This window comes from Mucilaginibacter sp. PAMB04274 (assembly GCF_039634385.2).
Classification (GTDB): Bacteria; Bacteroidota; Bacteroidia; order Sphingobacteriales; family Sphingobacteriaceae; genus Mucilaginibacter.
On record NZ_CP155081.2, the window covers coordinates 2,024,772 to 2,047,849 of the forward strand.

The window sequence follows — 23,078 nt, forward strand, 5'->3', positions numbered from 1 at the left end:
TTAATTAATCTGCATCAACTTCCTGCATGTACATCTCATCAATGGCCTGAGCGTATTTTTTCTCGATTACCTTGCGTTTAGCTTTTAATGTCACCGTCATTTCGCCCTCTTCCATACTAAAAGGATTACGCTTTACTTTGAAGCTTTTAATGCGCTCAAATTTGGCCAGCTCATTACTTAGCTTACGTATGTCCTGATTAATCCAGTCGATAATTTGCTTGTCATCAACAAAAGCTTCGGACTGCTCAAACCAGGCTTCGTTCAAGTTAAACGTTTCCTGCAATAGCTCTTTCGGCGGAACAATAATGGCAGTTACATACTCGCGGCGATCGCCCACTAAAAATATCTGCTCTATTTTGGGGCTTTTTAGATAGGTGTTTTCTACCGGTGTAGGATATATGTTTTTACCGTAAGCATTAATGAGCATATTTTTTAGGCGGTCGGTAATTTGTAGATAACCTTTGTAAAACCGGCCAATATCGCCGCTGTGAAACCATCCATCTGCATCAATTGCAGCCTTGGTTTCTTCTGGCTTGTTCCAATAACCTTTCATTACAGCTACACCACGGATAATAATTTCACCCTCTTCCGAAATAAGGGTAGGATCCATAGAAGTATGCGTTTGTACAGTATAAATTTTTCCTGTTTCGATGTTTTGAATGGCGATTTCTGACCCTGGTAAAACTAAACCGGCCGTGCCATACACCTGGCGGTCAAACTCTGTAACACATACCGGCCCGGTGGTTTCCGTAAGTCCGTAACCTTCCAAAACAGGTATACCCACATTGCCAAAAAACTCGCCTACATTTTTAGGTAAAGCGCCACCACCAGAGATCAGGAACTTTAGGCGGCCGCCAGTTTTTTCTTTAATTTTGCTAAATACCAGTTTCTCGGCCAGTTTATACTGGTTACGTAATATTAACCCAGGCTGTTTTCCTTTTTCAAAAGTCTCCCGGCGTTGCTTGCCAATTTCAAATGCCCAATTAAAGATTTTGGTTTTTATGCCACCGGCTGTTGTACCGTTTTTCATGGCCTTATCATGTATACGCTCCAACAAACGAGGCACACAATTCATAATAGTAGGTTTAACTTCTATCATGTTCTTGGCCAGTAGCTCTAAGCTTTGTGCAAACGCTATTGTACAACCAGCACCCATGCATATATAATAAGTGGCAGCGCGCTCAAAAACGTGGGAGAGGGGCAGGAAAGACAAAAAAGTATCGTGTTTATCAACAATTGATATTTGCTCCAGGCCAGCCCAAACGGTTTGCACAAAGTTGCTGTGCATCAGCATAACACCTTTAGGGGTGCCTGTTGTTCCTGAAGTGTATATCAGGCACGATAAGTCTGATGGCAGGATAGCTTCACGGGCAATATCAATCGTTGTGCTATATTGGTTAACAATCTGTAAGCCTTCTTTGATCAAGTTATCGAAACTGATGACGCCGGCATTCAAATTTACCTTGTCGGTATACTTTTCATAGTCATCAAAGGCAGGTATAATACGGAGCAGGGTAGGGCAGTTATTAGCAACCTTTATAATTTTCCTTAATAAAAAAGGATTACCTACTAGTATGGCTTTCATGCCCGAATCATTGATAATGTATTCGGTTTCTGCTTCGGTTAGCGTTGGATATATGGAGGCATTAACAGCTCCTATTTGCTGAAGTGCCTGGTCAAAATAAATGTAATCTGGCCCATTCTCAATCACCAAACCTAAACGATCACCTTTCTGAATTCCCATATTTAGGAACCAGGCCGATATAGCGTCAATATTTTCGATAGCTTCGCGATAAGAAATTTCCACCCAAGTATCTTTTACTTTATGGGTAAGAAAAGTATGCGTGTCGGGATGCAGGTTGGCTACAATATTACGAATGAGTGCAGGAACAGTAGTGGGTTTTTTAACCGTATCCATTAAGTTTAAATTTGGCTTATATTAGTTTAACAAACTTAGGCAAATAACCATAAATACAAAAGCACGCTAATGCCTAATTGTTTGCTTCATTACATGAACATTATGGTTAGTAATTTACTTAGGCGTATCAGTATTTAACTATAGTTGCCCAACACTGATTTATGGCCCGGATGGGGCGCATTAAGCAAGCTAGGTAGATGATCATAAAAAAAGGCGCCTAGCGGCGCCTAAATATTCTATTTAAAAGTATAATAATAATTACACCGAGAAGCTTTCGCCGCAACCGCAGGTGCGGCTGGCATTAGGGTTAATAAAATTAAAGCCCTTGCCATTCAGCCCGTCCGAAAAATCGAGCTCAGTACCTGCCAGGTATAAAAAAGATTTCATATCCAAAGCTATGCGGATGCCTCTGTCTTCGAAAAATTGGTCGCCCTTTTTCTCTTCGTTGTCAAAGTCCATATTATATGATAAACCCGAACAGCCACCGCCCTGAACCGAAACCCGTAAAAAATACGAGGCATCAAGCCCGGCATCCTGCATCAGGTTATCAATTTTGCTTTTTGCTTTATCTGTTATGGTAACCATGTTTATTATATTAGAGCCAAGAGCCGAGAAACAATAACCAGGTAGAAAAAGTTGAAAATCTTATTTCCTTGATTTTGTTTCTTACCCTTAAAAATTAATGATGTGATTTTTCAAGCTCAATAGGAGCTAAGCCGTTTTTAACACGGTAATCGTTAATAGCGGCTTTGATAGCGTCTTCGGCCAGTACCGAACAGTGAATTTTAACCGGTGGCAATGCAAGTTCCTCTACAATGTCCATGTTGTCGATAGCCATTGCATCATCGATGCTTTTACCTTTCAACCATTCGGTTGCCAGTGATGAAGAGGCAATTGCCGAACCGCAGCCAAAGGTTTTAAATTTAGCATCAGTTATAACGTTGTTGTCATCTACTTCAATTTGCAAACGCATTACGTCGCCGCACTCAGGAGCACCTACCAAGCCGGTACCTACTTTAGTACTGCTTTTATCTAATGTACCTACGTTGCGCGGGTTAGTGTAATGGTCAATTACTTTATCTGAATAAGCCATAGCTTTATGTATTTAGTTATCAGTTATATTGTTTTGCCGCGTTTGGGTTGCCGGCTATTTAATTATCGTCTAAATGTATGCCAAAGTAATGAGTACAATTACTCATTACCCCACTTGATTAGTGTTCAGCCCACTCAATTGAGTTAAGGTCTATACCTTCTTTAAACATCTCCCATAGCGGAGAAAGCTCGCGAAGGTGATTAACAGCCTTTTTGGTCACCTCAATAGCATAATCAACTTCTTCTTCGGTAGTGAAACGACCTAAACCAAAGCGGATTGAAGAATGCGCCAAATCGTCAGACAAGCCTAAGCTTTTTAATACATATGATGGCTCTAATGAAGCCGAAGTACAAGCTGAACCAGATGATACAGCCAAATCTTTCATTGCCATCATTAAACCTTCGCCTTCAACATATTTAAAAGAAATGTTAGCTACGTGCGGTAAGCGATGTTCCTGGTTGCCGTTAACATAGCTTTCTTCAAGCACGGTTAAGGCCGCTTGCAGCTTATTGCGCAATGCTGACAAACGTGCTGCTTCTGCTTCCATTTCGTTGTAAGCTATTTCGCAGGCTTTACCTAAACCAACAATACCAGGTACATTTAAGGTGCCTGAACGCATACCGCGTTCGTGACCACCACCATCCATTTGGGCGGTAACTTTAACACGTGGACCTTTACGGCGTACGTATAAAGCACCTACACCTTTAGGGCCGTACATTTTATGTGCTGACAGCGCAAGCAGGTCAATACCGTCACGGTTTACATCAACCGATATTTTACCTACAGCTTGTGTGGCATCTGTCATAAACAAAGCACCATATTTATGAGCTATGTCAGCAATTGCTTTAACCGGTTGTATTACACCAATCTCGTTATTGCCGTACATAATTGAAACCAAAATGGTTTCTTTGGTCATAGCAGCTTCTAGCTGCGCAAGGTCAACCAACCCGTCTTCTTTAACCGGTAAGTAAGTAACCTTGCCGCCTAATTTTTCAACGTGTTTGCAGGCATCAAGCACAGCCTTGTGCTCAGTTACAGCAGTAATGATATGGTTGCCTTTATCTTTATACATCTCAAACACCCCTTTAATAGCCAGGTTATCTGACTCGGTAGCGCCTGATGTGAAGATGATCTCTTTTTCGTTTGCGCCAATTATTTTGGCCACCTGCTCGCGAGCGTAATCTACGCCCTCTTCGGCCACCCAGCCAAAATGGTGATTGCGGCTGGCCGCGTTACCAAATTTTTGGGTAAAGTAAGGAATCATCGCTTCCAGCACCCGTGGATCCATAGGTGTGGTTGCGTTGTTATCTAAATATATAGGAAGGTTCATATCCGTTTTATTAATAGTACAAAGATAAGTAAATGTTTTATAGTAAAGTTATACTAAACAGGCAGAGTACGTCATGTTTTTGCCATTTTAGAGCAGTTAATTTATCAAAAATAAATATGTTTTGATGGTTAGTTAATTTTAACGCTGTTGCTGGTTTAAAAAGGGCCATCGAATAATGTTGAAAATTAATTAAGTAGCGTATTTTTATAAGTGAAATATTTACTATATTTGCACCTCTTTTGAAAGGAAAGTATATAAATGAAAAAAGATCTGCATCCAGCAAACTATAGATTAGTGGTTTTTAAAGATATGTCTAACGACTACTCTTTCATCACTAAATCATGCATTGATACCCGTGAAACCGTAAAATGGGAAGACGGCAATGAGTACCCATTGGTGAAGTTAGAAATTTCCCACACCTCGCATCCATTCTATACCGGTAAAATGAAACTGGTTGATACTGCAGGTCGTATCGATAAATTCCGTACGCGTTACAACAAAAAGTAATAGCTTTAGAAACAAATATTTGAAAGTCTCCCATTACATCGGGAGACTTTTTTATTTTTGGCCCATGGCTATAATTTTGTTCGACGATAATGCACATTATACTTTACGGCCGTTAACGTTCACCCGGCCGGTAGCCAATTTACGCATAGGTATTTTAACCATTGCCGAGAAATGGGCCAAGTACCTCAACGCCGACTATTCTTATCTTACTCTACCTTACCTGCAAGGCAAGTTTCCTGTAAACATCTCAGCTCATAACGTCTTTATCAATGGTTCCGTGTGCCCAGATGAGGATCTGGTGGAAGCCATTGACAAATTGCAAACAGGTGAAGGGTTATACCATGCCGATTCGCTGATAGCGGTTAAGCTAAATGAAGGCGATGCACGCATGTTTACCTTCGACATGCGTTTGGACCGCATAGTGCAGTATGATACTTCTTTTGTTCAGCTGCGATATCCGGAAGATATTTTTAGGAAGAACGATACAGAACTACGGCGCGATTTTAAGCTGCTAACCAAAGGGCGTAGTAGCGCAGCCATTAGTAATAGTAACACCGTTATAGGCGACGACTTTTTTGCTGAGGAAGACGCCGTGGCAGAATGCTCAACATTTAATACAAAAAACGGCCCTATATACCTCGGCAGGACTACAGAGGTTTGGGAAGGAACGCATGTACGCGGTGCATTAGCATTATGTAACAACTCGCAGATAAAAATGGGTGCCAAAATATACGGCGCAACTACAATTGGTCCAAAATGCAGAGTAGGGGGCGAGATTAACAATGCAGTATTGTGGGGGCATTCTTCGAAAGGGCATGAGGGTTACCTGGGTAATGCAGTGCTGGGCGAGTGGTGTAACATTGGCGCAGATTCTAACAATTCAAATCTTAAAAATAATTATACTGAAGTGAAGCTATGGGATTATACAACCCATCACTTCCGTAAAACAGGTTTGCAGTTTTGCGGCTTGGTAATGGCCGACCATTCAAAATGTGGCATCAACACTATGTTTAATACCGGTACCGTAGTAGGTGTAAGTGCTAACGTTTTCGGCGCCGGCTACCCCCGGAACTTTGTACCTGACTTTGCCTGGGGAGGAGCCCACGGCTTCGAGGTTTATAAAATGGATAAGGTTTTCGAGACCGTAAAACTGGTTTATGACCGTCGGAATAAAGAGCTTGATGAGGTAGAAAAGCAGTTACTGCTGGATATATTTAACTTAACCCAACCATACAGAATATTTTAAAATTATGAGAAAAAAAATAGTTGCCGGCAACTGGAAAATGAACCTTGATTATAACGAAGGCTTAGCCTTGTTTTCTGAAATTGTAAACATGGTAAAGGACGAAGTGACCGGCTCACAACAGGCGGTTATCTGCTCGCCATATATTCATTTAAACAGCTTAGCACAATTAGCTAAAGGGTATGATAAAGTTGCCATAGGAGCGCAAAACGCTCATCAAAATGAATCGGGTGCCTATACGGGCGAGATATCGGCTAAAATGGTAAAATCAACTGGTGCGGCTTATGTGATTTTAGGTCACTCGGAGCGTCGTCAGTACTTTGGCGAAGATAATAAGTTGCTTTCTGTAAAGGCAGATACCGCTTTAAAAAACGGCTTAAAACCTATTTTTTGTATTGGCGAAACATTGGATGAGCGCGAAGCCGAACAGCACTTTGACGTTATTAAAACACAGTTGCAGGAAGGGACTTTTCACTTGCCTACTGAACAATTTGAGCAAGTGGTTTTAGCTTATGAACCCGTTTGGGCAATTGGTACAGGTAAAACTGCAAGTGCTGAGCAGGCGCAGGAAGTACATGCTTTTATTCGTGAAGAAATTGCCAACGCTTATAACCAGGAAGTGGCAGATAACACTACCATTTTATACGGCGGCAGTTGCAATCCTAAGAATGCCGCTGAGTTGTTTGCCCAACCCGACATTGACGGTGGCCTGATTGGCGGCGCTTCTCTAAAATCACGCGACTTTTTAGATATCGTAAAAGTGTTTAATTAGTCAGGGCACTTGAGATATGAGATTTGAGTGTTTAAACAAAACGTTAAGGTTCAAGTTGAGCACTCATCTCTATTTCTAACATATTATACCCAAACAGATGAATTATTACGAGCTGTTATTTACCGTAATGAGTGCGGAAAATCATCATCAGGATTTACTTATCGATGAACTGGCAGACTTGGGCTTTGATACATTTGAGGAGACTGATTTTGGTTTTAAGGCCTATATACCTTCAGAGGACTTTGATAAGGCGCAGGTGGATGACCGGTTATCGTTTTATAACGATATGGTTTCGTTTTCGTACGAGGTGAACTTGATACCGCAAAAAAACTGGAACGAGGTATGGGAAAGTAATTTTAAGCCCATTACCGTAGGCGATCAAATTTACGTACGCGCTACTTTTCATGAGGCTAAGCCGGAGTTTCCTTACGAAATCATTATTGATCCGAAGATGGCTTTCGGTACCGGTCACCATGATACCACTTGCCTGATGATGTCAAGTATGCTGGAAACCGATTTTAACGGTAAAAGCGTGCTTGACATGGGCTGCGGTACCGGTATATTAGCTATACTGGCCAGCAAACTAGGAGCAGGTAAGTTAACTGCAATAGACTATGATATGCTGTGCTACAAAAGTACTTTTGAGAACACGGCACTCAATCATGTAAAAGGTGTGCATGTCATTTGCGGCTCAAAAGAAGATATACCAGACGAAGAGTTTGATATTATACTGGCCAATATAAACCGTAATATTTTAATTGATCAGATGCCACGCTATAGTGAAGTGCTTAAAGCTGGCGGACAGATCTTTTTCAGCGGCTTCTACCAATCACCTGATCTGGACATTATAAAAGAAGAAGCACACCAATGCGGCTTTCAATATCAAGGTCATAAAGTAAGTAATGAGTGGGTTGCCGCTAAATTTGTGAAAGCATAATGCAGCGTTAAATATTTCAAACGGAGGCGGGTTACTAAATGCCCCGTCTCCGCTTGAGTAGGAATTAGTTAGTACCCCAAAGTAAACCGCTTTTTTACAAACCGGTTTTGCTCCACTTCATCTAATAATGCTACGGCTAAATCATCAACCGATATATCGTTTTTACCAGCTTCGTTAAATACGGGTGTATCTGTACCTAAACGGTACACGCCTGTGCGGTTTCCGGGGTGCAGGTTTATAGCTGGGCTTAAGAAGGTCCAGTCGAGTTCCTGTTCATTTTTAAGTTCGGTTAAGTAATCACGGGCCGATGTTGCACCTGGTTTATACTCAGCCGGAAAGTTAGGGGTATCTACTAACTGTACACCTGGTTCAATTTCCAGACTTCCGGCCCCTCCTACAAATATATAGCGTTTTATACCTGCCTTTTTAGTGGCCTCCTGTATGGATCTGGCACCTTTTAAGAAATCGCTATACAGGTTAGGGTTAGTCCACCCTGCATTAAAGGTGCTTATAACCACGTCATGGCCAACCATTAAGTTGGCTAAAATATCAGTGTCTGTCACATCAACCGACTGCTTTGTCAGCATTTCATTTTCAATGTCAAGTTTCTCCGGCTGACGGGCAAAGGCAGTAACCTCGTGCCCGCGGCTTAGCGCTTCATTTACTACTTTAGGGCCAACAAAGCCAGTTGCTCCAATAATTGCAATCTTCATGTTTAATGAAATTTAAATTGTTACAGTTTTGTTTAAAAAATATATTATTTAAAATTTCTATAGAATTCCTCGAGTGATGTTTTGTTCAGTTGCTTTACCAGTAACTCGCTTAAGCTGTTGTCTAAATGGTTCAGGTGCGCGCTTATTTGCCGACCTACAGGGCACTTCGGGTTAGGAATATTACGGGCTTTGCCTAATACCTGCGCTTGTTGCACTGCTTCATATACATCGGCCATAGAAATAGCGTTAGCAGGTTTCCCTAAGCTGTAGCCACCGTTTTTACCTTCTTTGCTGGCTACAAGTCCGGCGTTACGCAAAGTGCTTAATTCCTTGCGTATTAGTACCGGGTTAACATTTACGCTGCCTGCTATATATTCAGAAGACAGCATAGCGTCTCCGGCTGAATGTAAAAGGGTGAGTATGTGGACCGCTATCTGGAATCTTCCGTTCATCTGTAATGCTTATTATTACAGTACAATGGTATGATAATTTTGAGTAGGGTAAAAGCTTTTCCTCAATAATGACAGTAAGTAAACAATTGCTGATTATTGTCATTTAAGATCTTGATGATGAAAATGCATACATCGTAATAATCACAAATAGCTGATTTTTGCTTTTCTTTGCACCCAGTTGCTCAATTGCTAACAATTTACATGAAAGTACATTTTATAGCCATAGGTGGCAGTGCTATGCATAACCTGGCTATCGCCTTACATAAAAAGGGATTTATCGTATCAGGCTCGGATGATGCCATTTACGAACCATCAGTGTCGCGGCTATCCAGGTACGGTTTGTTGCCAGAGCAAAATGGCTGGTATCCTGAAAAAATTACACCCGATCTGGACGCAGTGATTTTAGGCATGCACGCCCGGCCAGATAATCCAGAACTATTGGAAGCGCAGCAAAAGGGCCTCAAGATTTTTTCGTACCCAGAATATGTGTATGAACAATCTAAAGACAAACTGCGTGTGGTGGTAGGAGGAAGCCATGGAAAAACAACTATTACCTCAATGATTTTGCACGCTTTGCAAGCTGCCGGTAAAGATTTTGACTACCTGGTAGGCGCGCAATTGCAAGGTTTTGATACAATGGTGAAACTAAGCGATGCGCCACTTATCGTTATTGAAGGCGATGAATATCTTTCGTCGCCTATAGACCGCCGCCCCAAGTTTCATTTATATAAAGCCAACTTGGCCGTCTTGAGCGGCATAGCGTGGGATCACATCAATGTGTTTCCTACATTCGAAAATTATACAGAGCAGTTTGAAATATTTATTCAAACTATGGTTCCTGGAGGCACTGTTTTTTACGCCGGTAACGATGAAGCCTTGCAAAAAGTAATTGCAGCTAACACGTCAAAAATTAACAAGATAAAATACCAATTACCCCAATACGAAGTTGTTAATGGCATAACCATTATTACTTATAAAGAAAAGCAATACCCGTTAGAAGTATTTGGTGAACACAATCTGCTCAATATAGAAGCTGCCCGTAACATATGCGGAGAGTTGGGTATAAGTACTGATGATTTTTACAGCAGTATGGTAACCTTTAAAGGAGCCGCATGCAGGTTGGAGTTGCTCGGAAAAAATGAAGCAACCAACATTTATAAAGATTTTGCACATTCTCCGTCAAAGCTAAAGGCTACCATAAATGCAGTTAAATCGCAGTTTCCGGACCGTAAGCTCATTGCCTGTATGGAGCTGCATACATTTAGCAGCTTAAATAAGGAATTTTTGCATGAGTACGCTGGTTGTATGAATGAGGCCGACCATGCCATTGTTTTTATTGATGCACACACGTTTATTCAAAAAAAGATGGAACCTTATGGCGAAGATTTCGTAAAAGAAGCATTCGACATGCCTACGCTTCAATTTTATAATCAGCCGGAGGTTTTAGAGGCTTTTTTACAACAACAGGATTATACCGATAAAAACTTGTTATTAATGAGCTCCGGAAACTTTGGAGGTGTTGATTTAAACGATTTAGCTGTGAAAATATTAAATAAATGAACTTGGATTTTTAATATTTAAATATTTTATTGTAACTTTATTAACTATTGAGAAATCCTTATCCAAAAACAAAAAAATGAAAACACTGGGCAAAAAAATTAGATTATTAAGACATCAAAAAGGTTGGAGTCAGGAAGATGTGGCCAAGAGGCTAGACATCTCGATCCCTGCATTTTCAAAAATTGAAACAGGTATTACAGATATCAACCTATCGCGATTAGAGCAAATAGCTAATTTGTTTGAAATGTCAGTGGTTCAGTTACTTACATTTAACGATGCCGAGTACGAACAAAAATATGTGAACGAGCTGGAGAACGTTAATAAGAAGTTAATGGATAGAGAGACGGAAGTTATTGACCTTCAGAAGAAAGTAATAGAGCTGTTTGAGGAGCTTAGACAGACCAAAGCAACTGCTTAATTATTTAACGGCCAGTAAAGATTTTAACAGATTTTCACTGGCCGTAATACTTTTATTCCTTTTTCTCTCATTAGCCGCCCAAGCCCAAAAGATCTCCATCAATACAATAGGCGGCAAGTTATCTCAGCAAGATACTATTTCGCTTGGCCGCTTGATAAAATATCAGGCTAACATCTACAACGGCTTATTCGCCAAATCCATACCCGACTCTTTACCTGTTGTTATAAATCTGTTCAGTAAGCGTAGCCAGTTTAATCAGGCAAAAAAAGAAGCTAATGTAACTGTTACGCACACCGGGTTTTACAGTCCTGCTACTAAGGAGTGTTTCGTATTTAAAGGTGAAGGTTTTCAGCACGTCATTAATCATGAGGTCAGTCACCTTTTTATGCACTTTCAGAATGTAAAACGAATGCCAAGGTGGGTAGACGAAGGTTTGGCTGAGTTTATTGAAGAGATATATGTAGGTGATAACGGTGCTATTTACATAAATGCGCAACCCGGCCGCTTACAACGCATGAAGGAATACGTGCGAGACGGAAAGCTTGACCTGTATGATTTTCTTAGCGAACAAACCAATGCAGGCTGGAATAAGAAAGAAGAACTAACTTTTCGTTATGATGTTGCTTATGCTTTGGTTTACTATATTGTTAAAACGAATCCGCAGTTTATGAACTATATATTCAGTGCACTGCAGGATGATAAATCATCAGTTGATGCCTTAGGTTTGGCGTACAGCGATCTGGAAATATTGCATAACCGGCTTAAGCTTTATTATCGTTAAATAAGCAGCGCATGGTTGCATGCTTTTTTCCGAATACGCCGCCCATTGCCTCATGCAAGGCAATCATCTTATCGTTAAAATCGCCCACCCATGAAAGTTCCATCTCGTCGTATTGGTTAAGCGGCAGTACGTATTCTTTTAGTTTGATGAATAAAACAGATTCAAGACCATGTTTCTGAAACTTTGTTTTGGTACCCATTACAATTGCACGCATACGGTTAACACCTTTCCACTTATAATATAAAAACTTCAGTTTGCCTATCAGGTCTAACTTTCCATTCAGGGTTTTTATCATTTGGTTAGCGTCAGGCAATACAACAACGAACGCAGCCGGCTCATTATCTACGTAAGCAAACCAAATAAGATTTTCGTCCATAATCACCTTCATCTTCCGGAAACTCTCTAAAATAGTGGCACGTTCTATAGGCACAAAGTTTTCAAAGTCTTTCCAGGCGTCATTATAAATCTCCATAAAATCTGCCGCAAAGCGGTCAATTTGTGATGCTTTTAAGTGTTTAAAAGTATAACCCGGTTTTTGAGCTACCCAATTAGCAATTTTGGTAAAGCGTTCGGGGAAGGGCTTGTGTGCACTGATGTGATTGGTTATCTGTTCGTACAGTGTTTTAAAACCAAAGTTGTCAAAATACTGCTTATAGTAAGGCGGGTTATAGTTCATGCCGTACGACTGTGGTACAAAGCCATCAATCAATAGGCCCCAAAACATGTCGTTTTCGCCAAAATTTATAGGGCCATCCATTGCTTGCATGCCGTTTTGCTGTAGCCAAGTTTTGGCTGTGTCAAACAGTAAAACAGCTGCTTTTTCATTTTCAATACATTCAAAAAATCCCATGCCGCCGGTGGGTTGCTCATAATTAAAAGCCTTTTTGTTATTAATAAAAGCGGCAACCCGCCCGGCGGGCTTTCCATCATCATCTGTCAGGATCCAGCGACAAGCTTTTCCGAAATTAAAGAAAACGTTTTTAGACGGATCAAACACTGCTTCAATATCGTTATCAAGCGGGCATATCCAGTTGGAATCATGCTGATAAATGTAACGTGCAGTATCTAAAAAAGCCTGGCGTGTTTGTTTGTTGCTAACTTCAGTTATGGTCATGAAATATTTAAAAGGCAGATAAAATAAAAAAGCATCCGATTTAAGCCGGATGCTAAATATAAAGCTTAATTATACAGATTAATAATCGTCGTCTTCATCGTCATAACGGTTTGCGCCGTCGTAATCTAAGTCATCTAACGGTTCGTCATTAAAGTCGTTATCAAAATCATCTTCGTCATCAAATCTTTTTTGCTCTGCCGGCTTTTCGGCGGTGTTAACAGCGGCACTTTTAAAAGAAGCGCTATTGCTTACGGTTTTTTTTGGCGTTTGCATGATGAATGGTAATTAGTGGTTTTTGTTTCTAAATCCAGTAGTTTAAAATAAGTGTTTATCGCAATTGCTTTACATCAAAAATAATTAAAAAACAGTTTTGTTAAAAATTAGCCCGAAATTTATTCCTGCTGATTACCAATAGTATTTGCCGGGTCGCTTAGTTCGTTCATAGCGGGCAGGTCTTTCAAACTGTTTATTCCCATGTAATCGGCAAACAGGTTACTCGTAGCGTACAATAGGGGCTTCCCAACGGTTTCGGCTTTCCCGGTAATAGTAATTAGCTCCTTTTCCAGTAACTTCTGAATTGAATAATCGCAATTAACGCCTCGTATCTGCTCAACTTCCAGCTTCGTAACCGGCTGCTTGTAGGCAATAATAGCTAAAGTTTCTAAAGCCGCCTGGCTAAGCTTTTTCTTGGAGCGTTGCAGCTGTAACTGGCTAATAACCGGGTGAAACACTTTTTTTGTTAGAAATTGATAACCGTTATTAATCTTAACCAGTTCAATAGCAAAAGCATCAGCTTCATACTTTTTGGTAACATTGCTAATAGCCTTTATCACTGCCGATTCGTCGATCTCTGTGTTCAAAGCTGCCTGCAAGCAATACATGATTTCTTCCATGCGGATGCCTTGCTCCGATGCGAAAATTAACGCTTCAATATTCTGTTCAAATTGTGCCACCTCAGCAAATGTAAAAGAAAACGTGTAGTTGTGAGAACCGTAAAACTAAAACCTGCGTACGTTGTAGTAACTGTAATCTAATAATTAACATTTTTTACTTATGAAAACAACAACACAAGAAACCTTTGTGGCTGATTCTAGAATGGCCAGACGGTCGTTCCTGAAGTATGCTGGCGCGGGCGCTGTAGCAGCTGGTGTACTGGCAACTGCAGCATCATGCCAAAAACATGGTGGCGTAGTAAGCGACCCTCAAGTAATTGATTTAGGTACTGGCGACATTGCCGTTTTAAATTATGCTTATGCACTTGAGCAATTAGAGGCTGCCTTTTATAAGCGAGTGATCGACTCAAAGTATTCTGGCATGAACGCCGATGAAACGGCTTTACTGACCGATATTCGCGATCACGAAGTTATCCACGCAGCATTTTTTAAAGCTGCCCTTGGTGGTAATGCTATACCAGATTTAACAGCAAATTTCGCTACTATCAACTTCAACGACAGAACCGCAGTGTTAACGGCTGCCAAAACTTTTGAAGATTTAGGTGTAGCTGCTTACAATGGCGCTGGTGCTTTAATTCAAACAACCGAATATTTGGTGTTAGCGGGTAAAATTGTATCAGTTGAAGCCCGTCATGCTGCATTAATTCGCAACCTGTTAAACCAAAACCTGGCTGATGAAAGCATTTTAGATTTAAGCACTGGTTTGGAAAAACATAAAGCTCCAAGTCAGGTATTGCCAATAGCAAATTCCTTTATTACTGGTAAACCACTATCTGCTCCTGCATTAGGCGCTTAATTATCATCTATCAAAAACAAACGAAAATGGATTTTTTAAATTTATTTAACGAGATACAAGCAGCCGACCCAGAATTTGCCGACAGAATTAGTCCGCGCAGAGCTGCCATAAGAAATATTACAAGCTTTGGTTCAAAAGTAGCGGTTGCTGCTTTGCCATTTGCTTTTAGTACACTGTTCAAAAAAGCCTATGGCCAAACAGCTATTCCATCAGTAACCGATGTATTAAACTTTGCCTTAACTGCTGAGTTAACAGAGGCTTGCTTTTACAACACCGCAATAGCAAGAAACATTGTTCCGGCTGGTACAGCGCGTGATGCGATTACGCTAATCAGAAACGACGAAAATAATCACGTTAGGTTTCTTAAAGACCAGTTGAAAACAGCTATCAGCCCAGAAAATGCTGCGCGTGTAACCGACCCGATTCTTGTTGGTAACACAAACGCGTTTTTTGACTACTCTGGCGGAAAAAGCACAGCAGGTACGGGTCCGTTTTCTTCAGTGTTTACTGATTACGACGTATTTTTAGCGGTTGCGCAAGCTTTTGAGGATACCGGTGTAAGAGCTTACAAAGGCCAGGCTGGATTTTTGAAAGGTAACGCGGTAGTTTTAACTGCAGCTTTAGACATCCATTCTGTTGAAGCGCGTCATGCTTCATACCTGCGTCGTCTACGTATGTTGCGTCCCTCAGGTGTACCAACAACTTTCCGTCCATGGGTTACTCAGGATGGTACAACAGCAAGTGGAATTTCTGTAGCTCCATCGGTAGTTAACTTAATTTATCAAAATGAAGCTAACGTGTCACAAGGAGGAAAAGATTTAACCACTATTTCTGGTGTCACTGTAAAAGCAGCAACCGAATCATTTGATGAGCCGTTGACTAAAGAACAGACATTAGCAATTTTAAGCAACTTTGTAATTAAATAGGTTACAAATAGCTTGTTAAGCAAAAAGCAACTCAATTAGAGTTGCTTTTTTTTATTGCTGTAGCTTTTAATAATTTATTACCTGTTCTTCCAATTGCTCAGGCATTTCTCGCCATTCATACTTTTGATTGCGCAATTGTGGTTCAAAGCCGGCTTCTTTAATTGAGTTTTGTATGCCTTGTGCGGTAAAACGGTGAGGCGCACCAGCGGCTGATACTACGTTCTCCTCAATCATAATCGAGCCAAAGTCGTTAGCGCCGGCGTGCAAACAAAGCTGCGCCACCTGCTTGCCTACAGTAAGCCATGAGGCCTGGATGTTTTTAACATTAGGTAACATAATACGGCTTAGCGCTATCATACGTAAGTATTCATCACCGGTAACGTTGTTGGTTATGCCACGTACTTTTCTCAGCAAAGTGCCGTCATCCTGAAAAGGCCAGGGAATAAAGGCAGTAAAGCCATAGTGGCCTTCCGGCTTTTCGGCCTGTACTTCGCGTATCCACACCAAGTGCTCAAAGCGCTCGTAGATGGTTTCCACATGGCCAAACATCATTGTAGCCGACGTAGGTAAATTAATTTTATGTGCAGCACGCATCACATCCAGCCATTCCTGACCGCCGCATTTGCCTTTTGAGATTAAACGGCGTACGCGGTCATTTAAAATTTCGGCCCCGGCGCCGGGTAGCGAGTCAAGTCCAGCGGCTTTCATTGCCGTTAAAACGTCAATATGGCTCATGCTTTCCAGCTTAGCCACGTGTGCAATTTCGGGCGGGCCTAAGGAATGCAATTTTAATGCTGGGTATAACTCCTTCAACTTTGCAAACAGTTCGGTATAAAAAGACAGGCCCAGGTCGGGATGGTGGCCGCCTTGCAGTAAAAGCTGGTCGCCGCCTAAGCGAAACGTTTCTTCTATCTTTTGCTTGTAGGTTTCAAGGTCGGTAATGTAACTGTCTTCATGGCCCGGACGGCGAAAGAAATTACAAAACTTACAGTTGGCTATACAAACATTAGTTGTATTAACATTACGATCAATTTGCCAGGTAACCTTACCATGCGGAACCTGAACTTTACGCAGCTCATTAGCCACATACATCAGCTCTGGGGTAGAGGCATTGTGATACAAATAAACGCCTTCATCAATACTCAAAAAATCGAAGTTTAGAGCGCGTTGTAACAGATCGGCAGTATTCATGCACAAAGATAACCTGTATTTATGACAAAGCCAATTACGGGCAACTGTGCTCAATAATATGATAGAATACTGATACTGGTTTTAGCTGTTAACCACCTTCCCTTGGTCAAGTTTAAGTGTTTGATTAATGCACAATGGTAATTCATTCAGATAATGTGTGACATAAATCAGCGTAACGCCGGTAGCCTCAACAATAGCATCAACCAGTTGATTAAAAAGCACTCGTTGCTGCTGATCCAAACCCTGGCAAGGCTCGTCCAAAATCAATAAGTAAGGATTTTTAATAACAGCTCTTGCCAGCAGGCATAAACGCTGGGCGCTGGCTGGCAAGTTTTTAAGTAGCTGCGTGGCATACTGGTCTATGTTCAGGGCTTTAAGCCACTGCAAAGCCTTTTCAGCTTTGGCCGCACTACTTGGCCTAAACAAGCCTTGGGTATCATAAAAACCCGATTCTATTACTTGTAGGGCCGATTGATCGGCTGGGAAATATTGGTATAGCTCGGGTGAAAGAAATCCTATATTCTGCTTAATATCCCAAATGCTTTCGCCGGTACCGCGTTTTTTGTCGAACAGAATTATGTCATTAGCGTAAGCTTGCGGGTTATCACCATTTATCAAACTCAATAGCGTTGATTTGCCAGCTCCGTTATGACCAAACAATGCCCACTTTTCGCCCGGTTTAACAAGCCAGTCAACATCGTTCAAAATAATGTGTTTATCGTATTCGACGTTTACATGGCTCATTTTGATAACCCATTCAAATGGCGCTTTAACATAGCCCGAAGTTAGCGCCTCTATGGCCTCCGGTTTAATTGTAAGCGTTGGTTTGGTCATTAAAGGACTGAGCTCCTCTACCGGCATGGTGTGAGTTACGGTACCATGTTCCAAAACTGCTGCATGTGTAATAGGGGTAGGTATTTCTTGTCCGCTTCCCGACATTACAATGGTAATGCCTGTTTCAATAATTTTAGTTAAAATGCCACTGAAGCTGCGTTGTGTTTGCTGATCCAATCCCGATAGTGGGTCGTCCAATAATAATACTTTGGGTTGAGCAAGCAATGCCGAAGCAATTCTTAATCGCTTGGTTTCGCCGTTTGATAGTTTGATGAGTTCTTTACTTAAAAGATGTTCAAGTTGGAACAAGGATACCACTTTGTCAACGGTCCAATGTGTTGAACCCGGTACGGCAGGCTGCTTGTTTTCCAGGTATTCAGCTACAATGAGCGCTTGGTCAGAGTCTGATGAATTATAGCGTTGCTGGTAATAGAGATTGCTGCTTGTGTTGGTTTTATCTTTAAAATGATGTTTGGAGGTAACGAGCGCTATCCTGTTCTTAACATCTGGCCCGTAATTTAGTATACCGGCCGTTGGCGGCATAACACCTGCAATAGCGTTAAGCAGCACTGTTTTACCAGAGCCGCTCTGGCCTACTAACAACCAATGCTCACTCGGTTTAACCGTAAAGCCGACGTTATTAAGTAATAAATGTTGTCGGTTTTTAATACTAATATTTTGAAGAGACAGAATAGACATATACAAAGCTTGTGTTGCAATATTAAAAATTATAACGTAGGTACGAACAAAAACGCACCTTTAAACCTTTTACTTACAAAATTGCTGCTTATGAAATTATTACATGCGTTGATAGGCGGTTTTGCCGGTGCTTGCGCTGTTACGGTCTTACATCAGGTAATTAAAAAAAATGATGAAGATGCTCCCCGTATGGATTTGCTGGGAATGGAATCTATAACCAAATTGCTGCAAAAAGCAGGTGTTGAGCCGCCGGAGGGCGATAAGCTTTATTATATGACCATGGTTGGAGATATAGTGAGCAACACCATTTTTTATAGCTTAACCGGTGTGGGCGACAAAAAAACCTGGCTTAAAGGGACAGTCCTTGGCCTGGCCGCTGGTTTAGGCGCAGTGTTACTGCCAAAACCACTTGGACTTAACGAGAAGCACAGTAACCGGACAGCGCAAACACAGTTGTTGTCGGTCTTATATTACTTTACAGGAGGCGTAGTATCATCAGCCATAATAAAGCTGTTAGATAGAAAGAATGCAGGGGTATTACAACAGGTAGCTAGCAAAGTGAAAGAGCAACACATTTTAAAACTATAGTGTTTTAAGACTATCAGGGTGTTGATCAACAAATTAAGAATTGATTGGTTGATAAGGTGTACATTAACAATACATCTACAATACTTATGAAAAAAACTAATTTTAAAAGCAGCCTCGTTATTAAGGGGCTTTTTTTATGCGGCATTGCAGTGGTTTCGGCCTGCAGCAACCCCAAAAGCAGTAGCGAAAGCACTACAACAGTAACCGATAGCTCTACAACTACGGTTACCCAAGCGATGGGTGACAGTACACAAAGTGCAAATTTGGATAGTGTTAAGCCAAAAGGGCCTAAGCCTGCTTGGGGGCCTGATATTAAACCTCAGATGGCCGTTGTGCTGGAGAAGCTGGCTAGCTATGGTGATAAACCTATTCCACAATTAACGGCCGGACAGGCCCGTAAAAACCACACCGCTACCGACGCTGTAATGGATGTGATGAAAGATTATAACATTGCTACACCTGCAATGAAAGTTGATACCTTAGGTAAAGATATACCCGTAACAGGTGGTAACATTCATTTACGCGTATACACACCGCAAGGCGCTAATGGCCCGTTACCGGTTATTGTATATTATCATGGCGGTGGTTTTGTTATTGCTAACATTGATGTGTATGACGCTTCTGCCAAATCGCTGGCCGATCAAACTAAAGCTGTTGTGGTATCAGTTGCTTATCGTTTAGCGCCGGAACATAAGTTTCCAACCGCTCATAACGACTCATTTGAAGCCTATCAATGGGTAGTTAAAAACGCAGCATCTATTAAAGGCGATCCGGAAAAAATTGCTGTAGTAGGGGAGAGCGCCGGCGGAAACCTGGCAACTAACGTGGCAATTATGGCCCGTGATAAAAAGGTGCAAGCCCCCGTGCATGTGGTAAGTGTTTACCCAATTGCAAGTGCCGACATGTTTAGCCCGTCATATAACAAATATATTCAGGCAAGGCCACTTGATAAAAGCATGATGATGTGGTTCACGAAAAATTATACCAACACTATGGCCGAAGCAAAAGACCCCAGATTAAACCTGGTTGCTGCTAACCTGAAAGGCTTGCCGCCGTTTACTATTATTAATGCCGAGTTAGATCCTCTTTTAAGTGACGGCGAAAAGTTGGAAAGTAAACTTAAAGCAGCGGGGGTAACGGTTGACCGTAAGGTGTATAATGGTGTTACGCACGAGTTTTTTGGTATGGCAGCGTTAGTACCCGATGCTAAGGAGGCCCAGGCTTATGCTGTGAGCCAGTTGAAAAGCGCCTTTAATAAGTAAAAAAGCTTTTTTATAACGCTTTATACAAACCTGCAAAACAAAAATTGCAGGTTTTTTATTTAATAAGCATCTATCTATTTAAAACATTTATCATGAAAAAATTAAATCTGTTATTATTAACTGCCTTGGTTATGACTTTGAGCAGTTGCGATGCCATAGCCGGTATATTTAAAGCCGGTGCTTATGTAGGCATCATTGCCGTAATTATTGTTATCGCCATCATTTGGTGGATACTTTCTTTATTCAGAGGAAGGTCATAGTAACCATTTCACAAGCAATAGTCAAGTTAAAACAAACGCATTTATAATTTATTAAAAAGCAAAAGCCGAAACGATGGAATACACAGAGCAAACCGTAGAGATATTAAACGACTTAGTGAAGATTCATAACGACCGTATACAGGGTTATGAACGCGCTATTAAAGAAACACCTGAAGAGGATGCTGATTTGAAAAAGCTTTTTACAAGCTTTATTGGCGATAGTCACCAATTTAAGTTAGCCATAGCTACCGAAGTACAAACTTATGCACGCGATGTAGAAAACACTACATCGAGCAGTGGTGATATACACCGTACCTGGATTAATGTTAAGGCGTTCTTTACAGGCCATAATCCTAAAAGTGTGCTTGAAGAATGTGAGTTTGGTGAGGATGCTACGCAGAAGGCTTATAAATCTGCCACAGAAAATGAGCACCTGCCGGCTTACTTAATAGACTTGCTTACCGAACAGAATATTACTTTAAAGGCAGCGCACGATAAGGTGAAAGCTTTGCGCGATGCTAAAAGAGCCGAGCAATAAAATAGAGCCACTCCAATCAATCATTAAAGCATGCTGATTTGTTTTCGGCATGCTTTTTTGTTACTGTTAAGCCGCATAAGCGAAGGCATCTTTGTATATTGGCAGCAGAAAACAACATTTAGCTTTTAAAGCTGTTAAACAATCACTACAATAAGCATATTGATGAAAAAAGTAATTTTATTTATGATGCTTGCCGGCAGCGTTTCTGTGTTCGAAGCGTGCAACGTCGGCAATGCCAGCAAAGATGCTGCTGACTCGGTAAAGGATATAAATAACTACGATGTGTCGAACAAAGATACCTCTAAAACAGTTACCAGCACAGGCGGAGCTACTTTGTTAGATTACTCCGGCTCAGGTGGTATGACCATCCCTAAAGGCAAGCCTAGTGCGCGCACTACTATGGCTGCACCAACAGCTGCAGCACCTACGCCGGTTGCCGCAACCGACACAGCAAAAAAAGATTCCACAAAGAAATAAATTCTTCCGGAGAGGTAAAGCTTCCTAAAAAGAACAATTGAATAATCCTTGCCTGTTAAATTGGTAAGGATTTTTTTTTGAGTACTTATACGGGAAATTTAAGCAATAAAAAACCCCAATGCTTAATGCATTGGGGTTTTTTATTTGCTTGAAGCAGAAATTACATTTTTTTAGTAGTATCGGCAGCAGCAGTATCAACAGCAGCAGTATCAGTAACAGTTGAATCAACTTTTACAGTTGTGTCAACAGCAGCAGCAGTAGTATCAGAATCAGCAGATGAACCTGAACCAGAACCTTTACAAGCAACCATTGATACAGAGATAGCAAGGGCTAAAAAGCCGAATTTGAATGCATTTTTCATTTTAATTTCTTTTAATAAGTGATTAATAGTTTCTCTTTAATACCGGTAATTGCAAAAGGTAACCCGCTTAATTGAAAAAAAAATAAAAAAGTTTTTCAACCGCTATAAAACCCTCAGTATTACTGCTTTTTACTTACTGTTTTTTTAACAACAGTTTTTTTGGTGATGGTTTTACTAACAGTATCACCTGCTGCTGCAGTTGCCGACGAATCGCCAAGAGCAGATGTGTCAACTTTCGTTGAGTCGACCTTGTAAGTTGTGTCGGTAGTGGATTGTGCAGATGATGACGAATCAACCAATGTTGTGTCGCCGGTGTTTTTGTTGCCACTGGCATCGCAAGCTACCAGCATATTGGCCAAAGCTACCAGGGCCAATACAATTTTAAAATTTTTTTTCATGGGTATAAAATTTGAGTTGTGTTAGCGAGATTCTCAAATAGTGAGTATCTTCAAGATTTTACGTGTTTATTTGGTTGAATCAGTAGTAGCAGTATCCGGACTTGTGCTCATGGTATCAACGGTGACAGAAGTACCAGTATCGCTTGGATGATTTGCAACCGAATCGGTAGTGCCTTTAGGTGTACCGCTTTGGCATGAGGTTAAGGCTGCAATTACCACTGCTAAGCCCAAAGCTTTCATTGTGTTCTTCATAGTTGTAGTTGTTTTTATTTACCCTTAATCCGGGCTGTGCAAGAAAGGTAACCCATAACTTTATTTGCTTAATTATTTTTTTTTATCAATAATGGGTTACAATTTCGCATAAACAGTATTAAATAGTGAGTAAAGCGTTAAATAGTTCAGCACCAACAGATAGTGAAGTAGTGTTCGGAATCTTAAACAATTCAGAAACTATCTTAAAACGACTGTACGTGGCTTATTTCCCGATGGTGTTGCAGCTAATCATTAATAATAATGGCACGGCCGATGATGCAAAAGATGTTTATCAGGAGGCCATCATTGTTCTTTATAACAAAGTTAAAAGCGGAAAATTTGAGCTTAGCAGCAAATTGAAAACCTTTTTATACTCGGTTTGTCGTAAACTTTGGCTTAAAAGGTTACACCAAATGAGCCGTTACGGTGGTGATATAAAAGATTTTCAGGAGCACCTGGTGATGGAAGATGACAGCGAACTGCATACCGAAAAGGATATTCAGTTTGCCAAGATGGAAGGTGCACTCAAGCTGTTAGGTGAGCCGTGTAAAACAATTATTGAAGATTTTTACATCCACAACCATTCCATGCAGGATATATGTGAAAGGTTTGGATATACAAATGCAGATAACGCCAAAACTCAAAAATACAAATGCCTGCAACGGCTGAAAAAGTTATTCTTTCAGCAAACATAAGCGTAATACG

29 protein-coding genes are annotated in these 23,078 nt (G+C 40.9%); 15 read left to right on the plus strand and 14 right to left on the minus strand.

The window, feature by feature from the left end:
• Positions 1 to 4 precede the first annotated feature (4 nt).
• The 4 genes from ABDD95_RS08435 to ABDD95_RS08450 form a co-directional block, all read right to left on the minus strand.
• Positions 5 to 1,918: a long-chain fatty acid--CoA ligase gene (locus ABDD95_RS08435; protein WP_345951444.1), complete on the minus strand. Its 1,914-nt coding sequence runs from the start codon at positions 1,916 to 1,918 to the stop codon at positions 5 to 7.
• Positions 1,919 to 2,176: 258 nt separating this feature from the next.
• Complete coding sequence (locus ABDD95_RS08440) at positions 2,177 to 2,503, minus strand: iron-sulfur cluster assembly accessory protein (protein WP_345951445.1); 327 nt, start codon at positions 2,501 to 2,503, stop codon at positions 2,177 to 2,179.
• A 94-nt stretch (positions 2,504 to 2,597) separates the two neighbouring features.
• Positions 2,598 to 3,011 carry a Fe-S cluster assembly scaffold IscU gene (iscU, locus tag ABDD95_RS08445; protein ID WP_345951446.1) on the minus strand — a complete coding sequence of 138 codons (414 nt, stop codon included), beginning with the start codon at positions 3,009 to 3,011 and terminating at the stop codon, positions 2,598 to 2,600.
• Between the two features lie 118 nt (positions 3,012 to 3,129).
• The gene (locus ABDD95_RS08450) at positions 3,130 to 4,341 is read right to left on the minus strand and encodes an IscS subfamily cysteine desulfurase (protein WP_345951447.1); all 1,212 of its coding nucleotides are present in this window, start codon (positions 4,339 to 4,341) and stop codon (positions 3,130 to 3,132) included.
• A gap of 258 nt (positions 4,342 to 4,599) precedes the next feature.
• Here ABDD95_RS08450 and ABDD95_RS08455 point away from each other — a divergent pair, with 258 nt between their 5' ends.
• The 4 genes from ABDD95_RS08455 to prmA all read left to right on the plus strand — a co-directional run bounded on the left by ABDD95_RS08455 (position 4,600) and on the right by prmA (position 7,800).
• A complete protein-coding gene (locus tag ABDD95_RS08455) occupies positions 4,600 to 4,848 on the plus strand; it encodes a type B 50S ribosomal protein L31 (RefSeq protein ID WP_345951448.1) in 249 nt (82 codons plus the stop codon).
• Positions 4,849 to 4,912: 64 nt separating this feature from the next.
• Positions 4,913 to 6,094: a putative sugar nucleotidyl transferase gene (locus tag ABDD95_RS08460; protein WP_345951449.1), complete on the plus strand. Its 1,182-nt coding sequence runs from the start codon at positions 4,913 to 4,915 to the stop codon at positions 6,092 to 6,094.
• 4 nt (positions 6,095 to 6,098) lie between these two features.
• A complete protein-coding gene (gene tpiA / locus ABDD95_RS08465; RefSeq protein WP_345951450.1) occupies positions 6,099 to 6,863 on the plus strand; it encodes a triose-phosphate isomerase in 765 nt (254 codons plus the stop codon).
• Between the two features lie 97 nt (positions 6,864 to 6,960).
• On the plus strand, positions 6,961 to 7,800 hold the full coding sequence (prmA, locus tag ABDD95_RS08470; protein WP_345951451.1) for a 50S ribosomal protein L11 methyltransferase: 840 nt from the start codon (positions 6,961 to 6,963) through the stop codon (positions 7,798 to 7,800).
• 68 nt (positions 7,801 to 7,868) lie between these two features.
• On the opposite strand, the gene ABDD95_RS08475 is transcribed toward prmA, so the two are convergent.
• Entirely contained in the window at positions 7,869 to 8,513 is a 645-nt protein-coding gene (locus tag ABDD95_RS08475) for an NAD(P)-dependent oxidoreductase (protein WP_345951452.1), read from the minus strand.
• A 44-nt stretch (positions 8,514 to 8,557) separates the two neighbouring features.
• Positions 8,558 to 8,965: an Rrf2 family transcriptional regulator gene (locus tag ABDD95_RS08480; RefSeq protein ID WP_345951453.1), complete on the minus strand. Its 408-nt coding sequence runs from the start codon at positions 8,963 to 8,965 to the stop codon at positions 8,558 to 8,560.
• Positions 8,966 to 9,166: 201 nt separating this feature from the next.
• Here ABDD95_RS08480 and ABDD95_RS08485 point away from each other — a divergent pair, with 201 nt between their 5' ends.
• The 3 genes from ABDD95_RS08485 (at position 9,167) to ABDD95_RS08495 (ending at position 11,724) form a co-directional block, all read left to right on the plus strand.
• On the plus strand, positions 9,167 to 10,525 hold the full coding sequence (locus ABDD95_RS08485) for a Mur ligase family protein (RefSeq protein WP_345951454.1): 1,359 nt from the start codon (positions 9,167 to 9,169) through the stop codon (positions 10,523 to 10,525).
• Positions 10,526 to 10,601: 76 nt separating this feature from the next.
• Positions 10,602 to 10,943: a helix-turn-helix transcriptional regulator gene (locus ABDD95_RS08490; protein WP_345951455.1), complete on the plus strand. Its 342-nt coding sequence runs from the start codon at positions 10,602 to 10,604 to the stop codon at positions 10,941 to 10,943.
• Positions 10,909 to 11,724 (plus strand): DUF1570 domain-containing protein, encoded by an 816-nt coding sequence (locus ABDD95_RS08495; RefSeq protein ID WP_345951456.1) that lies wholly within the window; start codon positions 10,909 to 10,911, stop codon positions 11,722 to 11,724. Before ABDD95_RS08490 ends, ABDD95_RS08495 begins: the two co-directional genes overlap by 35 nt.
• Here the strand turns inward: ABDD95_RS08495 and ABDD95_RS08500 are convergent.
• The 3 genes from ABDD95_RS08500 to scpB all read right to left on the minus strand — a co-directional run bounded on the left by ABDD95_RS08500 (position 11,705) and on the right by scpB (position 13,791).
• Positions 11,705 to 12,838, minus strand: a complete 1,134-nt coding sequence (locus ABDD95_RS08500) for a GNAT family N-acetyltransferase (RefSeq protein WP_345951457.1) — start codon at positions 12,836 to 12,838, stop codon at positions 11,705 to 11,707. The genes ABDD95_RS08495 and ABDD95_RS08500 overlap by 20 nt on opposite strands.
• Positions 12,839 to 12,916: 78 nt before the next feature.
• The gene (locus ABDD95_RS08505) at positions 12,917 to 13,111 is read right to left on the minus strand and encodes a hypothetical protein (protein ID WP_345951458.1); all 195 of its coding nucleotides are present in this window, start codon (positions 13,109 to 13,111) and stop codon (positions 12,917 to 12,919) included.
• A gap of 119 nt (positions 13,112 to 13,230) precedes the next feature.
• Positions 13,231 to 13,791: an SMC-Scp complex subunit ScpB gene (gene scpB / locus ABDD95_RS08510; protein ID WP_345951459.1), complete on the minus strand. Its 561-nt coding sequence runs from the start codon at positions 13,789 to 13,791 to the stop codon at positions 13,231 to 13,233.
• Positions 13,792 to 13,891: 100 nt separating this feature from the next.
• Between scpB and ABDD95_RS08515 the strand changes: the two genes are divergently transcribed.
• Both ABDD95_RS08515 and ABDD95_RS08520 read left to right on the plus strand, forming a co-directional pair.
• Complete coding sequence (locus ABDD95_RS08515; RefSeq protein ID WP_345951460.1) at positions 13,892 to 14,587, plus strand: ferritin-like domain-containing protein; 696 nt, start codon at positions 13,892 to 13,894, stop codon at positions 14,585 to 14,587.
• 26 nt (positions 14,588 to 14,613) lie between these two features.
• A complete protein-coding gene (locus ABDD95_RS08520; RefSeq protein ID WP_345951461.1) occupies positions 14,614 to 15,513 on the plus strand; it encodes a ferritin-like domain-containing protein in 900 nt (299 codons plus the stop codon).
• A gap of 66 nt (positions 15,514 to 15,579) precedes the next feature.
• Here the strand turns inward: ABDD95_RS08520 and mqnC are convergent, their stop codons facing one another.
• Positions 15,580 to 16,704 (minus strand): cyclic dehypoxanthinyl futalosine synthase, encoded by a 1,125-nt coding sequence (gene mqnC, locus ABDD95_RS08525; RefSeq protein ID WP_345951462.1) that lies wholly within the window; start codon positions 16,702 to 16,704, stop codon positions 15,580 to 15,582.
• Between the two features lie 81 nt (positions 16,705 to 16,785).
• On the minus strand, positions 16,786 to 18,237 hold the full coding sequence (locus ABDD95_RS08530) for an ATP-binding cassette domain-containing protein (RefSeq protein WP_345951463.1): 1,452 nt from the start codon (positions 18,235 to 18,237) through the stop codon (positions 16,786 to 16,788).
• Between the two features lie 90 nt (positions 18,238 to 18,327).
• Here ABDD95_RS08530 and ABDD95_RS08535 point away from each other — a divergent pair, with 90 nt between their 5' ends.
• The 5 genes from ABDD95_RS08535 to ABDD95_RS08555 all read left to right on the plus strand — a co-directional run bounded on the left by ABDD95_RS08535 (position 18,328) and on the right by ABDD95_RS08555 (position 21,362).
• Entirely contained in the window at positions 18,328 to 18,825 is a 498-nt protein-coding gene (locus ABDD95_RS08535) for a hypothetical protein (protein WP_345951464.1), read from the plus strand.
• A gap of 86 nt (positions 18,826 to 18,911) precedes the next feature.
• Entirely contained in the window at positions 18,912 to 20,087 is a 1,176-nt protein-coding gene (locus ABDD95_RS08540) for an alpha/beta hydrolase (RefSeq protein ID WP_345951465.1), read from the plus strand.
• A 92-nt stretch (positions 20,088 to 20,179) separates the two neighbouring features.
• Positions 20,180 to 20,347, plus strand: coding sequence for a hypothetical protein (locus ABDD95_RS08545; protein ID WP_345951466.1), 168 nt, complete (start codon positions 20,180 to 20,182; stop codon positions 20,345 to 20,347).
• A gap of 73 nt (positions 20,348 to 20,420) precedes the next feature.
• Positions 20,421 to 20,885, plus strand: a complete 465-nt coding sequence (locus ABDD95_RS08550) for a PA2169 family four-helix-bundle protein (RefSeq protein ID WP_345951467.1) — start codon at positions 20,421 to 20,423, stop codon at positions 20,883 to 20,885.
• A gap of 162 nt (positions 20,886 to 21,047) precedes the next feature.
• Positions 21,048 to 21,362: a hypothetical protein gene (locus ABDD95_RS08555; protein ID WP_345951468.1), complete on the plus strand. Its 315-nt coding sequence runs from the start codon at positions 21,048 to 21,050 to the stop codon at positions 21,360 to 21,362.
• 160 nt (positions 21,363 to 21,522) lie between these two features.
• Here the strand turns inward: ABDD95_RS08555 and ABDD95_RS08560 are convergent, their stop codons facing one another.
• The 3 genes from ABDD95_RS08560 to ABDD95_RS08570 form a co-directional block, all read right to left on the minus strand.
• Positions 21,523 to 21,723 carry a hypothetical protein gene (locus tag ABDD95_RS08560; RefSeq protein ID WP_345951469.1) on the minus strand — a complete coding sequence of 67 codons (201 nt, stop codon included), beginning with the start codon at positions 21,721 to 21,723 and terminating at the stop codon, positions 21,523 to 21,525.
• 119 nt (positions 21,724 to 21,842) lie between these two features.
• Positions 21,843 to 22,121, minus strand: coding sequence for a hypothetical protein (locus ABDD95_RS08565; protein WP_345951470.1), 279 nt, complete (start codon positions 22,119 to 22,121; stop codon positions 21,843 to 21,845).
• Positions 22,122 to 22,187: 66 nt separating this feature from the next.
• Positions 22,188 to 22,373, minus strand: coding sequence for a hypothetical protein (locus ABDD95_RS08570; RefSeq protein ID WP_345951471.1), 186 nt, complete (start codon positions 22,371 to 22,373; stop codon positions 22,188 to 22,190).
• 125 nt (positions 22,374 to 22,498) lie between these two features.
• Between ABDD95_RS08570 and ABDD95_RS08575 the strand changes: the two genes are divergently transcribed.
• Positions 22,499 to 23,068 carry a sigma-70 family RNA polymerase sigma factor gene (locus ABDD95_RS08575; protein WP_345951472.1) on the plus strand — a complete coding sequence of 190 codons (570 nt, stop codon included), beginning with the start codon at positions 22,499 to 22,501 and terminating at the stop codon, positions 23,066 to 23,068.
• Positions 23,069 to 23,078: the final 10 nt, after the last annotated feature.

What these genes read in the sequence shown, in the direction of transcription:
- tpiA (WP_345951450.1), top strand. Translation starts at nt 6,099, where the DNA reads ATGAGAAAAAAAATAGTTGCCGGCAACTGGAAAATGAACCTTGATTAT.
- mqnC (WP_345951462.1), bottom strand. Translation starts at nt 16,704, where the DNA reads ATGAATACTGCCGATCTGTTACAACGCGCTCTAAACTTCGATTTTTTG.
- ABDD95_RS08485 (WP_345951454.1), top strand. Translation starts at nt 9,167, where the DNA reads ATGAAAGTACATTTTATAGCCATAGGTGGCAGTGCTATGCATAACCTG.
- prmA (WP_345951451.1), top strand. Translation starts at nt 6,961, where the DNA reads ATGAATTATTACGAGCTGTTATTTACCGTAATGAGTGCGGAAAATCAT.
- iscU (WP_345951446.1), bottom strand. Translation starts at nt 3,011, where the DNA reads ATGGCTTATTCAGATAAAGTAATTGACCATTACACTAACCCGCGCAAC.
- ABDD95_RS08480 (WP_345951453.1), bottom strand. Translation starts at nt 8,965, where the DNA reads ATGAACGGAAGATTCCAGATAGCGGTCCACATACTCACCCTTTTACAT.
- ABDD95_RS08570 (WP_345951471.1), bottom strand. Translation starts at nt 22,373, where the DNA reads ATGAAGAACACAATGAAAGCTTTGGGCTTAGCAGTGGTAATTGCAGCC.
- ABDD95_RS08500 (WP_345951457.1), bottom strand. Translation starts at nt 12,838, where the DNA reads ATGACCATAACTGAAGTTAGCAACAAACAAACACGCCAGGCTTTTTTA.
- ABDD95_RS08440 (WP_345951445.1), bottom strand. Translation starts at nt 2,503, where the DNA reads ATGGTTACCATAACAGATAAAGCAAAAAGCAAAATTGATAACCTGATG.
- ABDD95_RS08450 (WP_345951447.1), bottom strand. Translation starts at nt 4,341, where the DNA reads ATGAACCTTCCTATATATTTAGATAACAACGCAACCACACCTATGGAT.
- ABDD95_RS08565 (WP_345951470.1), bottom strand. Translation starts at nt 22,121, where the DNA reads ATGAAAAAAAATTTTAAAATTGTATTGGCCCTGGTAGCTTTGGCCAAT.
- ABDD95_RS08545 (WP_345951466.1), top strand. Translation starts at nt 20,180, where the DNA reads ATGAAAAAATTAAATCTGTTATTATTAACTGCCTTGGTTATGACTTTG.
- ABDD95_RS08540 (WP_345951465.1), top strand. Translation starts at nt 18,912, where the DNA reads ATGAAAAAAACTAATTTTAAAAGCAGCCTCGTTATTAAGGGGCTTTTT.
- ABDD95_RS08490 (WP_345951455.1), top strand. Translation starts at nt 10,602, where the DNA reads ATGAAAACACTGGGCAAAAAAATTAGATTATTAAGACATCAAAAAGGT.
- ABDD95_RS08535 (WP_345951464.1), top strand. Translation starts at nt 18,328, where the DNA reads ATGAAATTATTACATGCGTTGATAGGCGGTTTTGCCGGTGCTTGCGCT.
- ABDD95_RS08530 (WP_345951463.1), bottom strand. Translation starts at nt 18,237, where the DNA reads ATGTCTATTCTGTCTCTTCAAAATATTAGTATTAAAAACCGACAACAT.
- ABDD95_RS08475 (WP_345951452.1), bottom strand. Translation starts at nt 8,513, where the DNA reads ATGAAGATTGCAATTATTGGAGCAACTGGCTTTGTTGGCCCTAAAGTA.
- ABDD95_RS08520 (WP_345951461.1), top strand. Translation starts at nt 14,614, where the DNA reads ATGGATTTTTTAAATTTATTTAACGAGATACAAGCAGCCGACCCAGAA.
- ABDD95_RS08555 (WP_345951468.1), top strand. Translation starts at nt 21,048, where the DNA reads ATGAAAAAAGTAATTTTATTTATGATGCTTGCCGGCAGCGTTTCTGTG.
- ABDD95_RS08505 (WP_345951458.1), bottom strand. Translation starts at nt 13,111, where the DNA reads ATGCAAACGCCAAAAAAAACCGTAAGCAATAGCGCTTCTTTTAAAAGT.
- ABDD95_RS08455 (WP_345951448.1), top strand. Translation starts at nt 4,600, where the DNA reads ATGAAAAAAGATCTGCATCCAGCAAACTATAGATTAGTGGTTTTTAAA.
- ABDD95_RS08550 (WP_345951467.1), top strand. Translation starts at nt 20,421, where the DNA reads ATGGAATACACAGAGCAAACCGTAGAGATATTAAACGACTTAGTGAAG.
- ABDD95_RS08515 (WP_345951460.1), top strand. Translation starts at nt 13,892, where the DNA reads ATGAAAACAACAACACAAGAAACCTTTGTGGCTGATTCTAGAATGGCC.
- ABDD95_RS08460 (WP_345951449.1), top strand. Translation starts at nt 4,913, where the DNA reads ATGGCTATAATTTTGTTCGACGATAATGCACATTATACTTTACGGCCG.
- ABDD95_RS08560 (WP_345951469.1), bottom strand. Translation starts at nt 21,723, where the DNA reads ATGAAAAATGCATTCAAATTCGGCTTTTTAGCCCTTGCTATCTCTGTA.
- ABDD95_RS08435 (WP_345951444.1), bottom strand. Translation starts at nt 1,918, where the DNA reads ATGGATACGGTTAAAAAACCCACTACTGTTCCTGCACTCATTCGTAAT.